The organism is Paraburkholderia sp. LEh10 (genome assembly GCF_017814945.1).
Classification (GTDB): domain Bacteria; phylum Pseudomonadota; class Gammaproteobacteria; order Burkholderiales; family Burkholderiaceae; genus Paraburkholderia.
The window spans coordinates 88166-101935 of sequence record NZ_JAGIPX010000008.1 but is presented as its reverse complement, the minus strand read 5'-3'; the positions used below and the strand labels follow the sequence as shown (position 1 = coordinate 101935).

General features: G+C 62.3%; 12 protein-coding genes and 1 pseudogene. 9 read left to right on the top strand and 4 right to left on the bottom strand.

All coding sequences use genetic code 11. The features are described 5' to 3' along the window. Window positions 1-65: 65 nt before the first annotated feature. Window positions 66-275: a dodecin gene (locus J8I87_RS09140; protein WP_209931128.1), complete on the bottom strand. Its 210-nt coding sequence runs from the start codon at window positions 273-275 to the stop codon at window positions 66-68. A gap of 157 nt (window positions 276-432) precedes the next feature. On the opposite strand from J8I87_RS09140, the gene J8I87_RS09135 reads away from it, so the two are divergent. From J8I87_RS09135 to J8I87_RS09115, 5 genes are all read left to right on the top strand, one after another. Further along, a complete protein-coding gene (locus tag J8I87_RS09135) occupies window positions 433-1359 on the top strand; it encodes an NAD(P)-dependent oxidoreductase (protein WP_209931222.1) in 927 nt (308 codons plus the stop codon). 97 nt (window positions 1360-1456) lie between these two features. Beyond that, window positions 1457-3049 (top strand): ABC-F family ATPase, encoded by a 1593-nt coding sequence (locus J8I87_RS09130; protein ID WP_209931127.1) that lies wholly within the window; start codon window positions 1457-1459, stop codon window positions 3047-3049. Between the two features lie 169 nt (window positions 3050-3218). Further along, the gene (locus tag J8I87_RS09125; RefSeq protein WP_209931126.1) at window positions 3219-4655 is read left to right on the top strand and encodes an aldehyde dehydrogenase family protein; all 1437 of its coding nucleotides are present in this window, start codon (window positions 3219-3221) and stop codon (window positions 4653-4655) included. 186 nt (window positions 4656-4841) lie between these two features. Further along, window positions 4842-6032 (top strand): nitronate monooxygenase family protein, encoded by a 1191-nt coding sequence (locus J8I87_RS09120; protein WP_209931125.1) that lies wholly within the window; start codon window positions 4842-4844, stop codon window positions 6030-6032. A 93-nt stretch (window positions 6033-6125) separates the two neighbouring features. Beyond that, a complete protein-coding gene (locus J8I87_RS09115) occupies window positions 6126-6770 on the top strand; it encodes an OmpW/AlkL family protein (RefSeq protein WP_209931124.1) in 645 nt (214 codons plus the stop codon). A 112-nt stretch (window positions 6771-6882) separates the two neighbouring features. Here the strand turns inward: J8I87_RS09115 and J8I87_RS09110 are convergent, their stop codons facing one another. From J8I87_RS09110 to J8I87_RS09105, 3 genes and pseudogenes are all read right to left on the bottom strand, one after another. Next, the gene (locus tag J8I87_RS09110; protein ID WP_209931123.1) at window positions 6883-7086 is read right to left on the bottom strand and encodes a DUF1289 domain-containing protein; all 204 of its coding nucleotides are present in this window, start codon (window positions 7084-7086) and stop codon (window positions 6883-6885) included. A 102-nt stretch (window positions 7087-7188) separates the two neighbouring features. Further along, window positions 7189-7455: pseudogene (locus J8I87_RS44575) on the bottom strand (phospholipase A); the annotation flags it as partial. Window positions 7456-7760: 305 nt separating this feature from the next. After that, entirely contained in the window at window positions 7761-9059 is a 1299-nt protein-coding gene (locus J8I87_RS09105) for an Nramp family divalent metal transporter (protein WP_209931122.1), read from the bottom strand. Window positions 9060-9576: 517 nt separating this feature from the next. Here J8I87_RS09105 and J8I87_RS09100 point away from each other — a divergent pair. The 4 genes from J8I87_RS09100 (at window position 9577) to J8I87_RS09085 (ending at window position 13688) form a co-directional block, all read left to right on the top strand. Further along, window positions 9577-10677: a polyamine ABC transporter substrate-binding protein gene (locus tag J8I87_RS09100; RefSeq protein ID WP_209931121.1), complete on the top strand. Its 1101-nt coding sequence runs from the start codon at window positions 9577-9579 to the stop codon at window positions 10675-10677. Window positions 10678-10780: 103 nt separating this feature from the next. Next, complete coding sequence (locus J8I87_RS09095; RefSeq protein WP_209931120.1) at window positions 10781-11944, top strand: ABC transporter ATP-binding protein; 1164 nt, start codon at window positions 10781-10783, stop codon at window positions 11942-11944. After that, a complete protein-coding gene (locus tag J8I87_RS09090) occupies window positions 11941-12870 on the top strand; it encodes an ABC transporter permease subunit (protein ID WP_209931119.1) in 930 nt (309 codons plus the stop codon). The genes J8I87_RS09095 and J8I87_RS09090 overlap by 4 nt, the downstream gene beginning before the upstream one ends. Next, the gene (locus tag J8I87_RS09085; protein ID WP_209931118.1) at window positions 12870-13688 is read left to right on the top strand and encodes an ABC transporter permease subunit; all 819 of its coding nucleotides are present in this window, start codon (window positions 12870-12872) and stop codon (window positions 13686-13688) included. The genes J8I87_RS09090 and J8I87_RS09085 overlap by 1 nt, the downstream gene beginning before the upstream one ends. Window positions 13689-13770: the final 82 nt, after the last annotated feature.

Here is a 13770-nt window from a genome sequence, read left to right as displayed (position 1 = left end):
AGCAGCAAGCGAACCGTGTCAGCGCGCGAGGCGGCGCGCGCTGCGTCCGTCGCCCGGCGCTGGCATCAATCCTCGATGCGCAGGCCGACCTTCAAGGTCACCTGCCAGTGCGAGACCTTGTTGTCCTCGATGTGACCGCGTGTCTCCACGACCTGAAACCAGTGAATGTTGCGCAGCGTTTTGCCTGCTTTTTCAATCGCGCACCGGACGGCGTCGTCGCTTGATGTCGTCGACGAACCGGTCAGTTCGATCTGCTTGTACACGTGCTCGCTCATGATGCACCTCCTGGTGGTCGAAAAAAGTATAGGCAATGCCTGTCGCGTGAACGAACCCGAATTCATGCCGCACATCGCGTGCCCGGCATGTTGCAACGCGACGCCGCCGGTATGATGGTCGATTCGAATGCCGTCGATCCTGGACGGCTGCGATCCGATGCAGGTCATGCATCGAACGGAGGAGAAACAAGTGGAAATCGGATTTTGCGGACCGGGGCTGATGGGTGCGCCGATCATCCGTCATCTGTTGAGTGCAGGTCATTCGGTGCAGGTGTGGAACCGGACACGCGCGAAGGCGGAAGCGCTCGTCCCGGACGGCGCGACCGTCGCGTCGACGCCTGCTGAACTCGCGGGCCGCGCGGAAGCGATTTTCCTCTGCGTGCTCGATGCAGCAGCCGTGGAGGAAGTCGTGTTCGGCGCAAACGGCATTGTGAAGGGCGTCGCCCGGGCGAGCGGGGACAGTCCTGTTCGCTGGATCGTCGATCACGGCAGCATTCCACCGTCGGCGACGCGCGCCTTCGCGCAACGGGCCGCCGAAGCGGACATCGGCTGGATCGATGCGCCCGTTTCGGGCGGCGTCGCGGGGGCGATCGCCGGCACGCTTGCCGTGATGGCAGGCGGCGAGGCGGCCGATGTCGCGGCCGTGACGCCCGTCATCGAAGCCTATGCGGCGCGCGTCACCCACATGGGCGCGGCGGGCGCCGGGCAAACCGCCAAGCTGTGCAACCAGGCGATCGTCACGTCGACGGTGGCGGCCATTGCCGAGGCCGTCAGCCTCGCGCAGCGCAGCGGCATCGACGCCGCGCGCCTCACGCAGGCGCTCGCCGGCGGCTGGGCCGACTCGGTGCTGTTGCAGACCTTCGTGCCGCGCATGACCCGGTCTGGGCAGCCGCCGATCGGCGCGCTCAGCACGTTCCAGAAGGACGTCGACACCATTGCGGCTGCAGCTTATGAAACGAGCACTCCAATGCCGGTTTCGGGCACAGTGCAGCAGCTATTGCGTCTGGGTGCAGCCATGGGGCTAGCCGATGCCGATCTGTCCGGTTTCATCGACGTGTTGCAAACCCCGCGTAAAAAGGGCTAGCAGGGCGATCGCGACAGCCCGCAGCGCGGCGCGCATGATGCGATAACCTGCTAAAATAATTGGTTTTTCGCCGATCTATCATTCAAAGGGACGCGCCGTGCTGTCTACTGCCAACATCACCATGCAATTCGGGCCGAAGCCCCTGTTCGAGAACATCTCGGTCAAATTCGGCGAAGGCAACCGCTACGGCCTGATCGGTGCGAACGGTTGCGGCAAATCGACGTTCATGAAGATTCTGGGCAGCGACCTGGAACCGAGCTCCGGCAACGTGATGCTCGAGCCGAACGTTCGCCTCGGCAAGCTGCGTCAGGACCAGTTCGCGTATGAAGACGTGCGGGTGCTCGATGTCGTGATGATGGGCCACACCGAAATGTGGGCGGCCATGACCGAGCGCGACGCGATCTACGCGAACCCGGAAGCCACCGACGACGACTACATGCACGCCGCGGAACTGGAAGCGAAGTTCGCCGAATACGACGGCTACACAGCCGAAGCCCGCGCGGGCGAACTGCTGCTCGGCATCGGCATCTCGATCGATCTGCACAACGGCCCGATGAGCAACGTCGCACCGGGCTGGAAGCTGCGCGTTCTGCTCGCGCAGGCGCTGTTCTCGAAGCCGGACGTGCTGCTGCTCGACGAGCCCACCAATAACCTGGACATCAACTCGATCCGCTGGCTCGAAGACGTGCTGAACGAGTACGACTCGACGATGATCATCATCTCGCACGACCGACACTTTCTGAACCAGGTCTGCACGCACATGGCGGACATGGACTATGGCACGCTGAAGGTTTATCCGGGCAACTACGACGACTACATGCTCGCGAGCACCCAGGCGCGCGAGCGTCAGCAGGCGGCCAACGCGAAGGCGAAGGAACGCGTCGCGGATCTGCAGGAATTCGTGCGCCGCTTCTCCGCCAACAAGTCGAAGGCGCGTCAGGCAACCAGCCGTCTGAAGATGATCGACAAGATCAAGATCGAGGAATTCAAGCCGTCGTCGCGTCAGAACCCGTTTATCCGCTTCGAGTACGAAAAGAAGCTGCACAATATTGCAGTGGTAGCGGACAGCATCACGAAGAAGTACGACCGCACGATCTTCAACAACTTCAACCTCAGCGTGCAGCCGGGCGAGCGCATCGCGATCATCGGCGAAAACGGCGCGGGCAAGACTACGCTGCTGCGTTCGCTGTTTGGCAATCTCACGCTCGAGCACGGCACGGTCAAGTGGGCTGAGAACGCGAACGTGGGCTACATGCCGCAGGACACGTACGAGGAGTTTCCAACCGACGTCACGCTGATGGACTGGATCGACCAGTACCGCAAGGAAGGCGACGACGAGCAGATGGTGCGCGGCACGCTCGGCCGTCTGCTTTTTAATGCAGACGACATCCGGAAGTCGGTGAAGGTGCTGTCGGGTGGCGAGAAGGGCCGCATGATCTGGGGCAAGCTGATGCTGGGCCGCCATAATGTGTTGCTGATGGACGAACCGACGAACCACATGGACATGGAGTCGATCGAGTCGCTGCAGATCGCGCTGGAAAAATACGACGGCACGCTGATTTTTGTGTCGCACGACCGTGAATTCGTGAGCGGGCTGGCTAGCCGCATCATCGAAGTGAAGACAGACGGCACGCTGAACGACTTTGGCGGCAATTACGAGGACTTCCTGTCGAGCCAAGGCCTGCAGTAAGCGATATCGGTGCGATATTCGTCGAAGCCCGCTTCATCCGAAGCGGGCTTTCTTTTTGGTGCCGCCGGTTCGCCCCGCAAGTAACATCGATCCGCCTCACATGTGTCCGATCGGCTCCCATGCTCCCGAGTAAAATAAATGGACTATCCAGGAGACAGGACGCAAGACAATGAAGACCTTCGAGCACTTCTATATCGACGGTAAGTGGATCAAGCCCTGCGGCACGGGCACCATCGACGTGATCGACTCTGGCACGGAAGAAATTCTTGGCCGCATTCCTGAAGGGATCGAAGCGGATGCCGAGGCAGCAATCAACGCGGCGCGTGCTGCATTCGACAGTTGGGCTGCGACGGCGCCGAAAACGCGCGGCGCCTACCTGCAAAAAATTGCCGACAACCTCAAGGCACGCACAGATGAGCTGGCAGGCTACATCTGCGGCGAAGTCGGCATGCCGATCAAGCTTGCGCGTGCAATTCAAGTGGGCGGTCCCGTGTACCACTGGAACGCGTATGCGAAGCTCGCGGGTGAATTCCAGTTCGAGCAGCGGGTCGGCAACTCGCTCGTCGTGCGTGAGCCCGTTGGCGTCGTGGCAGCGATCACGCCCTGGAACTATCCGCTAAATCAGATCACCCTGAAAGTTGCGGCGGCGCTCGCGGCAGGCTGCACTATCGTGCTCAAGCCATCCGAAGTGGCGCCGCTCAATGCATTCGTACTCGCCGAGGCAATTCATGACGCGGGGTTGCCCGCGGGCGTTTTCAACCTCGTCAGCGGTTACGGGCCTGTCGTCGGCGAGGTGTTGGCGAGTCATCCATCCGTCGACATGGTGTCGTTCACCGGCTCGACGCGCGCAGGCAAGCGCGTGTCGGAACTCGCGGCGGCATCGGTGAAGCGCGTTGCGTTGGAACTGGGCGGCAAGTCGGCATCGGTGATTCTCGACGACGCGGACTTTGCGGCGGCGATCAAGGGTACGGTGAGCGCGTGCTTCCTGAATTCGGGGCAAACGTGTTCGGCGCACACACGCATGATCGTGCCTGAGTCGCGCTACGACGAGGCGCGCGAACTCGCGAGGAAGGCGGCCGAATCATTCGTGGCGGGTGATCCGCGTGCCGAGACAACGCGGCTCGGTCCGCTTGCTTCCTCTTCCCAGCAATCACGCGTCCAGCATTATATTGCGCGTGGCATCGAGGAGGGGGCGGAGCTGGTCACGGGAGGCCTCGGCTTGCCCGATGGCATCGCGAAGGGCTTCTTCGTGAAACCAACAGTGTTCGGGCGTGTGCATCCCAAAGCAACCATTGCACAGGAGGAGATCTTCGGTCCCGTGCTGACGATCCTCACCTACAAGGACGAGGAAGAAGCGGTGCGCATCGCCAACGACTCGATCTATGGACTTGGTGGCGCGGTGTGGTCCGCCAGCGATGAACATGCAATCGGCGTCGCGCGGCGCATTCGCACGGGGCAGGTCGATATCAACGGCGGCGCATGGAACATGGCCGCGCCGTTCGGCGGCTTCAAGCAATCGGGACATGGCCGCGAAAACGGCACGTATGGGCTCGAAGAATATCTCGAGTACAAGTCAATGCAGTTGAAAGTGAACAAGCCTGCATAGCAGTGCATGAGTGTGACGTGCGGCGATTCATCCCGGAGTCGCGTGCATGACCAGTGACGGGGCGCAAGGAAAGCGCGTGTCGCCAGGCGGCACGCGCTTTTTGTTTGACCCTAGGCAAGATACTGCATACGCCAGTTGCGACCATCGAGGCTTTGCGTCGAACTCCATCGACGACGGAGGCCTCTCATGTTTCCCTCTCATCCGTTTGCGCCACTCGTGATACGTGGGCGGACACTATTGCCCGTCGTGCAGGGCGGCATGGGCGTCGGCGTGTCCGCGCACCGGCTTGCGGGCAGCGTCGCGCGCGAGGGCGCGCTCGGCACCATAGCCAGCATCGACCTGCGCCACCATCACGCCGACCTCATCGAGCGGTGCCGCGCGAGGCCCGATCGCGCGACGCTAGAAGACGCGAACCGCATCGCGCTGGCCCGTGAGATCGACGGTGCGAAGCGCCTCGCCGAGGGGCATGGAATGATCGCCGTCAACGTGATGAAGGCGGTCAACGCGCATGCGGATTACGTGCGTCTAGCGTGCGAAAAGGGCGCTGACGCGATCGTCATGGGCGCCGGTCTGCCGCTCGACCTGCCCGATCTGACACAGGGACACGACATCGCGTTGATCCCGATTCTGTCGGATAGCCGCGGCGTCGGCGTCGTGCTGAAGAAATGGATGAAGAAGGGGCGCTTGCCCGACGCGATCGTGATCGAACATCCGGCGCATGCGGGCGGTCACCTCGGGGTAACGAATCTCGACGACATGCACGACTGTCGTTTCGACTTCATGCGCGTGCTAAGCGAAATCGACGCGCTATTCGCGGCATTGCAGATCAGCCGAACTGAAGTGCCCGTGATCGTTGCCGGCGGAGTCAACAGTCATGACGCGGTGCGCGCCTGTCTGAGTGCGGGCGCCAATGGAGTGCAGGTCGGCACGCCCTTCGCCGTCACCGAAGAGGGCGACGCGCACCCGAATTTCAAGCGCGTGCTGGCAGACGCGAAACCGGACGACATCGTCGAATTCGTCAGTGTGACGGGGCTGCCCGCGCGTGCCGTGAAGACGCCCTGGCTCGAGCGCTACCTGCGCAATGAAGCACGCATACGCACGAAGATCGGTGCACTGAAGCGCGCATGTCCGACTGCACTCGAATGCCTGAGTGCATGCGGCTTGCGTGATGGCATCGAAAAGTTCGGTCACTTCTGCATCGATACACGACTCGCTGCCGCATTGCGTGGCGATGTGGCCAACGGCCTGTTTTTCCGTGGCCGCGAATCACTGCCGTTCGGTGATGCGATCCGCAGCGTGCGCGATCTTCTCGAATTGTTGCTGACGGGTGTGGCGCGACCGCCTGTCGCAGGACGTCTCGCGTTCTCGCTGGGTTGACGGGGGTCAATAAGCGCGCGGCGGAGAGCTTCGACAATGCGTTGCGCGTGACTTGGCACCGCACGCAACCACACAGAAAAATCAGGGTAGCTTATGAACAGGAAAATTCGATCAATTGCGGCCGCCCTCTGCGCAGCAGGGTTGGCGCTAACGGGCTCGCATGCGTTTGCGGCGCACGGCGATCCGGCGTCCGGCATTCACGCCGGCGACGTGCTCGTGCGTCTGCGCGCGATCACCATCGTGCCGCAGGTGCGTACCAGCGACACGCTGTCGGCGCTGAACGTCGGCGTCAACAACGCGACCGTGCCTGAACTCGACTTCACCTACATGATTCTTGACAACGTTGGCGTGGAGCTGATTCTCGCCACGTCGCGGCATCAGGTGACGTCGAACATCGGCGATCTTGGCGGCGTCAACGTGCTGCCGCCGACGCTGTTGCTGCAGTATCACTTCAATCATCAGGGACAGGTGCGGCCGTATGTCGGCGCGGGTGTGAACTACACATACTTCTACAACGACGGACTGCATGCCGGCGGCCAGCAGATCGCCGTCAAGCGCAGCAGTTTTGGTCCGGCGCTGCAAATGGGTGTCGACGTGCAACTGACGAAGTCGGTGTTCGCGAACGTCGATGTGAAGAAGGTATGGATGAAAACGGATGCATCGCTCAATGGTGCATCATTGGGCACGCTGCATATCGATCCATTGATCGTCGGCGTGGGTGTCGGGATGAAGTTCTGAGCGTCAACCGCCTGACCGACATGCAATGCAAAACGCCGGCCTCGAGCCGGCGTTTCCTTATCCACCGCTCATGCCAATGCATGAGTGTGGACCTGAACTGCGCTGAATCACATCATAGCTTGTCGTACTTGAAACGCATGGCCGTGCCCTCGCGCTCGATGCGTTCCCATACGGCGCGCTTTTCCTCATCGGCGAGAAACACCCAGTTCGACACCTCTGTCGCCGTGCGGCCACAGCCTTTGCACACTTCGTCGAAAAGCGTGGAGCAGACGCCGATGCAGGGGCTGTCGGGCAGGTCGTGCAGATTCGAAGACATCGAGTTACCTTGGACGGGAAGTGCGAGCGGTCCGCTATGGTAAACCAAAAGCGCAATCGGCTTCCGGCGCCAGTTTGAGGGTCGGCTGGCATGCATTCGAGTTCATCGGGCGTAGCTGTAGCTGATGAGTGCCGTCCGGTACCGCCGCTTGTTGCAGGCGAGCAGTTCTCGCCATAGCGATTGAAATATCCGATTCACAGATAGCCACCTCACGCGCTGCTTAGCGGGTAGGTCAGCTGCGCATCGACGCTGCCGTGCCAGTGCCTTCGTGCCTTTGCGCAGCGTCGTCGCGCGCTGCCAGTCGTCGGGGCTGCCGCATTTGAGCAGCAGCTCCACGTGGCCGCGGTAGTCGGCGATATCCGGGTTGTCGCGCTCAGCGAAATTCCGATGCAACGGATTGCATTGCACTGTGCTGCGTGCTTGTCAGCGCAAGGCTTGCAAACCGGCATCCGGCAACAACTCAAGGTCATTGTAAGAGCCAGCTTACAAAGGGAAAGTCCGCATGAAGCGACGAGCAGCAAGATCGTGCACTCGATAAGGCCCGCACAAGGCGCAGCCGCGCATCAGCGACGCGATCCAACGTGCTTCAGGTCGGCGGCGTCTCAGCGCATGCACCGACGGACCCATCGAGCGGACCTGATCCCGCTTTTCGATGCGCGCTCATGCACTCACGTCTATCCTGTCGCCGTTTCCCAAATCAACGCGCCATTCAGCGCGATGATCCCTGCAGCGCACATCCACGCGAGCACGAGGGGCACGCCTCGCACGCGCCACTCGCGCATCAGCCGCGCGTCCGATGCGAAACGGATCAACGGCAGGACGGCGAGCGGCAACTGCAGGCTCAAGACCACCTGGCTTGCAACCAGCAGTTGCGCCGAGCCATGCGGTCCGAACATCGCGACGGCCACGAGCGCGGGGCCGATCGCAAGCGAGCGCGTCAGTAGCGCGCGCTGCCAGCGTGGCAGCCGGATCTGCAGAAAGCCCTCCATCACGGCCTGGCCCGCGAGCGTGCCCGTGACGGTCGCGCTCAGCCCGCAAGCGAGGAGCGCCGCCGCAAACAGGATCGCCGCCCAGTGTGAGCCGACGATAGGCGCTATCAGCCGGTGTGCATCGGCAAGATCGGTGACGTTACGGTGGCCGCTCGCATGGAACACGGCCGCCGACACGATCAGCAGCGCGGCATTGATCACGAAGGCAAATGAAAGCGCGCTGAAGGTGCCGAAGTTGACGCCGCGCAGTGCATCGGCGATGTCGGCGTCGCTGTCGGAGCGCGCATGGTGCCTGACGAGGGCCGAGTGCAGATAGAGGTTGTGCGGCATCACTGTCGCGCCGAGGATGCCCGCCGCGAGCCACACCATGCCCGCGTTGCGCAGCAGTTCGGGGCTGGGCGTGGCGCCCGTCAACGCCGCACGCCAGTCGGGCCGCGCGAGCACCAGCTCGACCACGAAGCACAGTCCGACGAACACGATCAGCGCGACCACGGCCGCTTCGAGCGTGCGTCGGCCGTGCCGCTGCAACGCGAGCATCGCGAAGGTGCCCACGGCCGACGTCAGCACGCCCGCCGTCAGCGACACGCCGAACAGCAGTTGCAGCGCGACCGCGCTGCCGACCACCTCGGCGACATCGCAAGCGATGATCGCGACCTCGCTCGTCAGCCAGAGGAACAGCGTCGTGCGCCGGCCGGTTCGTTCGCGGCACATCTGCGCAAGATCGCGCCCTGTCACGACGCCGAGGCGCGACGACACCCACTGCAGCAGCATCGCCATCAGGCTCGACATGAACACGACGCCGAGCAGCCGATAGCCGTAGCCCGCACCGCCCGCGAGCGCCGTCGCCCAGTTGCCGGGGTCCATGTAGCCGACCGCGACGAGCGCTCCCGCGCCGATGAACGCCAGCCGGTTTCCGGCACGTGGAGGCCCCCTGCGCCGTCGGCGCCGGCGGGATGGAATCAACGTGAACGGGTTCGTGTTCATCGCAGTGTCGCGGATTCCGGAAGCTTTCGATCAGGCAAGCTGCATGCCGCGCTTTGCGGGTGCGTCTCGCAGTTACCACGATCTGGGCTTCTTTGACAGTCTATAGTGATGAGGAATGGGGCGGATCGGCACGATGCAATCCACTTCTGCGAACCTGCACTGCGCAGCGATTGCGCCGCCACGGAACGAGGTTTTTTTCGGGTGGACAGGACGCGATAACCGGATACAATTGCGCCCAATTTTGCGGTGGCGTGCCAGCCCGCGCCGTCCCAGTGCATGTCGAGCGAGGCGGGCGGGGCGGCTGCAGAGCGGGCGCATGGCACCTGCGGGGAAGCGAACCGGTGACGGATAAAAGCTGCGCGCGCTGTACCCTTTGCGCGACATCTGGCGTTTTTTTTTGAATCGGGCTTCGATTGATGGTAGTTTTCGGGTTTTTCAAGGGTAGCCGCCTGCGCCACGCAGCGGCTTGAAGCGGGGTAAGCGACCGGTTTTCGCGCCGGTCACAATGGAGAACGGGATGAAGAAACTGGTGGTGGGCCAACTGGCTGCGCTGGTGTTGTGCGCTACGCCTTTCATGTCGGCAACGGCAAAAGATACGCAACTGAATGTGTACAACTGGTCGGACTACATCGCCAAGGACACGATTCCGAACTTTACCAAGCAGACGGGCGTCCAGGTCAAGTACGACAACTACGATAGCGACGACACGCTGCAGGCCAAGCTGCTGACGGGCAACTCCGGCTATGACATCGTCGTGCCGACCAGCAACTACGCGGGCAAGCAGATCGCGGCGGGCATCTTCGCGCCGCTCGACAAGTCGAAGATTCCGAACCTCAAGTATCTCGACCCGTCGCTGATGGCGCTCGTCGCGGGCGCCGATCCCGGCAACCAGTACACGGTGCCCTGGGCGTACGGCACGACGGGCCTCGGCTACAACGTGACGAAGGCGCAGCAGATTCTCGGCAAGGGCGTCGCGCTCGACAACTGGGACATCCTCTTCAAGCCGGAAAACATTTCGAAGCTGAAAGCATGCGGCGTCTCCGTGCTCGATGCGCCGGACCAGATGTTTGCCGCCGCGCTGCACTACATCGGCAAGGACCCGATGAGCACCAACCCGGCCGACTATCGCGAAGCGCTCGCGATGATGAAGAAGATCCGTCCGTACATCACGCAGTTCAACTCGTCGGGCTATATCAACGACATGGTCGGCGGCGACGTCTGCTTCGCGTACGGCTGGTCGGGCGACGTCGTGATCGCGAAGCACCGCGCGGCGGAAGCGAAGAAGCCGTACAAGATCGACTACTACATTCCGAAGGGCGGCGCGCCTGTGTGGTTCGACGTGATGGCGATTCCGAAGGACGCGAAGCACAAGGAAGCTGCCCTCGAGTGGATCAACTACATCGAGACGCCGCAGGTCCACGCGGCGATCACGAACGCCGTCTACTATCCGAGCGCGAACCTCGAAGCGCGCAAGTATGTGGACAAGGATGTCGCGAACGACCCTGCCGTCTATCCGCCGGCGGACGTCGTCAAGACGCTGTTCCTGTTGAAGCCGCTGCCGGCTGAAATCCAGCGTCTGCAAACGCGGCTGTGGACTGAGTTCAAGTCCGGCCGCTAAGCAGGTCCGAGCCGGACGGTCGTGCAGGAAAGCAACATCATGAAGCCCTCGGTGTCCAGCCGGGGGCTTTGTTCGTCAAATGCAGGGAGAGAAGCAGCAGATCATGAGTGACCAGTCGAACGTGCTGGCAGGGGCCGGCGTGTCGTCCTCGGGCAATTCCGCCGCTGCGCAGCTCGCAGCGGAAAACTTCGTGCAGATCGTCGACGTCGTGAAGAAATTCGGCGAGACGGTCGCGGTCAAGGGCGTGAACCTGTCGGTGAAGAAGGGCGAACTGTTCGCGCTGCTCGGCAGTTCCGGCTGTGGCAAGTCGACCCTGTTGCGCATGCTCGCGGGGCTCGAGTCCGTGACGTCGGGCAAGATCCTGATCGACGGCGAAGATCTTGCGCAAATGCCGCCGTACCGGCGGCCCGTCAACATGATGTTCCAGTCGTACGCGCTCTTTCCGCATATGACGGTCGAATCGAATGTCGCGTTCGGCCTCAAGCAGGAGGGCGTGCCGAAAGCCGAGCTGAAGGAGCGCGTGCAATCCGCGCTCGAACTCGTGCAGATGGGGCGCTTCGCGAAGCGCAAACCTCATCAGTTGTCGGGCGGGCAGCAGCAGCGCGTCGCGCTCGCGCGCTCGCTTGTCAAGCGTCCGAAGCTCCTGCTGCTCGACGAGCCGATGTCCGCGCTCGACAAGCAGATCCGCCAGCGCACGCAGATCGAGCTCGTCAACATTCTCGACAAGGTCGGCGTCACCTGCATCATGGTCACGCACGATCAGGAAGAAGCGATGACGATGGCGAGCCGCCTCGCCGTGATGAGCGAAGGCGAGATCGTGCAGCTCGGCACGCCGAATGAGGTCTACGAATATCCGAACAGCCGCTTCTCGGCGGAGTTCATCGGCTCGACGAATCTGTTCGACGGCAACGTCGTCGAGGACGAGCCTGATCACGTGTATATCGAAACGCCGGACCTGCCTGTGCGCCTGTATGTGAGCCACGGCATCACGGGGCCGCTCGGCATGCCCGTGACGATCTCGGTGCGCCCCGAACGAATCGCGCTCACGCGCAAGCCGCCCGAAGGCGCGTTTAACTGGGGCAAGGGCGTCGTCACGAATATTGCGTACATGGGCGGCTACTCGCTGTATCACGTGAAGCTCGATGCGGGCAAGACGGTGATCGCTAACGTGTCGAGCCTCGCGTTGTCGGAAATCGAAACGCCGACGTGGGGCGACGAAGTGTACGTGCGCTGGAGCGCATCGGCGGGCGTGGTGCTGACGTCATGAAAAGCGCGCTGCATTCGTTCATGATGTGGCCCGCGAGCCGCTTCCGGCTGACAGGGCGCACGGCCGTCGTCGCCGGGCCGTTCATCTGGCTGTTGCTGTTCTTCCTCGTGCCGTTCCTGCTGGTCGTGAAGATCAGCTTCGCGGACTTGCAACTGGGCATTCCGCCCTATACGGAACTCACGACGATCAAGGACGGCGTGATTCACGTCGCGCTCGACCTGTCGCATTACGCGTTCCTGCTATCCGACAGTCTGTACTTCGCGACCTATGTGAACTCGGTGGTCGTCGCGGCGATCTCGACGGTGCTGTGCCTGCTGCTCGGCTATCCGATGGCGTACTACATCGCGCGCTCGAACCCCGCGACGCGCAACATCCTGATGATGGCGGTAATGCTGCCGTTCTGGACGTCGTTCCTGATTCGCGTGTATGCATGGATCGGCATTCTGAAGAACAACGGGCTGCTGAACAACTTCCTGATGTCGATGGGACTGATTCATTCGCCCATCGAGCTGTATCACACGAACACGGCCGTCTATATCGGCATGGTCTATTCATACCTGCCGTTTCTCGTGATGCCGCTCTACGCGCATCTCGTGAAGATGGACCTGACCTTGCTCGAAGCCGCGTACGATCTCGGCGCAAAGCCGTGGAAGGCGTTCTGGCAGATCACGCTGCCGCTGTCGAAGAACGGCATCATCGCGGGCTGCCTGCTGGTGTTCATCCCGGCCGTCGGCGAGTACGTGATTCCTGAACTGCTCGGCGGCGCGAATACGCTGATGATCGGCCGCGTGATGTGGAATGAGTTCTTCGACAACGCCGACTGGCCGATGGCCTCTGCCGTCACATGCGCAATGGTGCTGCTGCTGCTCGTGCCGATGGCGCTGTTCCAGTACTCGCAGGCGAAGGAACTGGAGGAGAAGCGCTGATGAAGCCGAGTCGTCTATTGCAGTTCTTTGCGCTCGCGATCGGCTTCTCGTTCCTGTATGTGCCGATCATCAGCCTCGTTGTGTACTCGTTCAATGAGTCGCAGCTCGTGACGGTGTGGACGCGCTTCTCAACGCGCTGGTATGCCGCGCTGTTGCAGGACGACGAGTTGATCGCCGCCGCATGGCTGTCGCTGCGCGTCGCGCTGTTGACGGCGTTCGCGTCGGTGATCATCGGCACGTGGGCGGGCTTCGTGCTCGCGCGCATGGGCCGGTTTCGCGGCTTCACGCTGTACACGGGGATGATCAATGCGCCGCTCGTGATTCCCGAAGTGATCCAGGGCATCTCGCTGCTGCTGCTGTTCATTGAAATGGGCAAGTGGCTCGGCTGGCCCGCGGGCCGCGGCATCTTCACGATCTGGATCGGCCACGTGATGCTGTGTATTTCCTACGTCGCGATCATCGTGCAGTCGCGCGTACGTGATCTGCATCCATCGCTCGAAGAAGCTGCACTGGACCTAGGTGCAACGCCGTTGCGCGTATTTTTCTCCATCACGCTGCCGCTGATCTCGCAGGCGCTGGTGGCGGGCTGGCTGCTGTCGTTCACACTGTCGATCGACGACGTGGTGCTGTCGGCGTTCCTGTCCGGGCCCGGCTCGACGACGCTGCCGCTGGTGGTGTTCTCGCGTGTCCGCCTTGGCCTGAATCCGGAGATGAATGCACTGGCAACGCTGTTCATCGCTGTCGTCACGGTGGGCGTGGTGGTGGCAAACCACTTCATGCAGCGCGCCGAGAAGCGGCGGCTTGCGATGGCGATCTAGTTCGGAGCGTCTCCTTGTCCTTTGCCGGCGCTGATGCGGGCGCCGGCAAAGCGAGCCCGTATCCGGGTCCGGCCGCGCGGCA

Excerpts from the sequence above, each read along its gene's own strand:
- J8I87_RS09095 (WP_209931120.1), top strand. The coding sequence starts at position 10,781 with ATGAGTGACCAGTCGAACGTGCTGGCAGGGGCCGGCGTGTCGTCCTCG.
- J8I87_RS09135 (WP_209931222.1), top strand. The coding sequence starts at position 433 with ATGCAGGTCATGCATCGAACGGAGGAGAAACAAGTGGAAATCGGATTT.
- J8I87_RS09110 (WP_209931123.1), bottom strand. The coding sequence starts at position 7,086 with ATGTCTTCGAATCTGCACGACCTGCCCGACAGCCCCTGCATCGGCGTC.
- J8I87_RS09140 (WP_209931128.1), bottom strand. The coding sequence starts at position 275 with ATGAGCGAGCACGTGTACAAGCAGATCGAACTGACCGGTTCGTCGACG.
- J8I87_RS09100 (WP_209931121.1), top strand. The coding sequence starts at position 9,577 with ATGAAGAAACTGGTGGTGGGCCAACTGGCTGCGCTGGTGTTGTGCGCT.
- J8I87_RS09115 (WP_209931124.1), top strand. The coding sequence starts at position 6,126 with ATGAACAGGAAAATTCGATCAATTGCGGCCGCCCTCTGCGCAGCAGGG.
- J8I87_RS09125 (WP_209931126.1), top strand. The coding sequence starts at position 3,219 with ATGAAGACCTTCGAGCACTTCTATATCGACGGTAAGTGGATCAAGCCC.
- J8I87_RS09085 (WP_209931118.1), top strand. The coding sequence starts at position 12,870 with ATGAAGCCGAGTCGTCTATTGCAGTTCTTTGCGCTCGCGATCGGCTTC.
- J8I87_RS09090 (WP_209931119.1), top strand. The coding sequence starts at position 11,941 with ATGAAAAGCGCGCTGCATTCGTTCATGATGTGGCCCGCGAGCCGCTTC.
- J8I87_RS09120 (WP_209931125.1), top strand. The coding sequence starts at position 4,842 with ATGTTTCCCTCTCATCCGTTTGCGCCACTCGTGATACGTGGGCGGACA.
- J8I87_RS09105 (WP_209931122.1), bottom strand. The coding sequence starts at position 9,059 with ATGAACACGAACCCGTTCACGTTGATTCCATCCCGCCGGCGCCGACGG.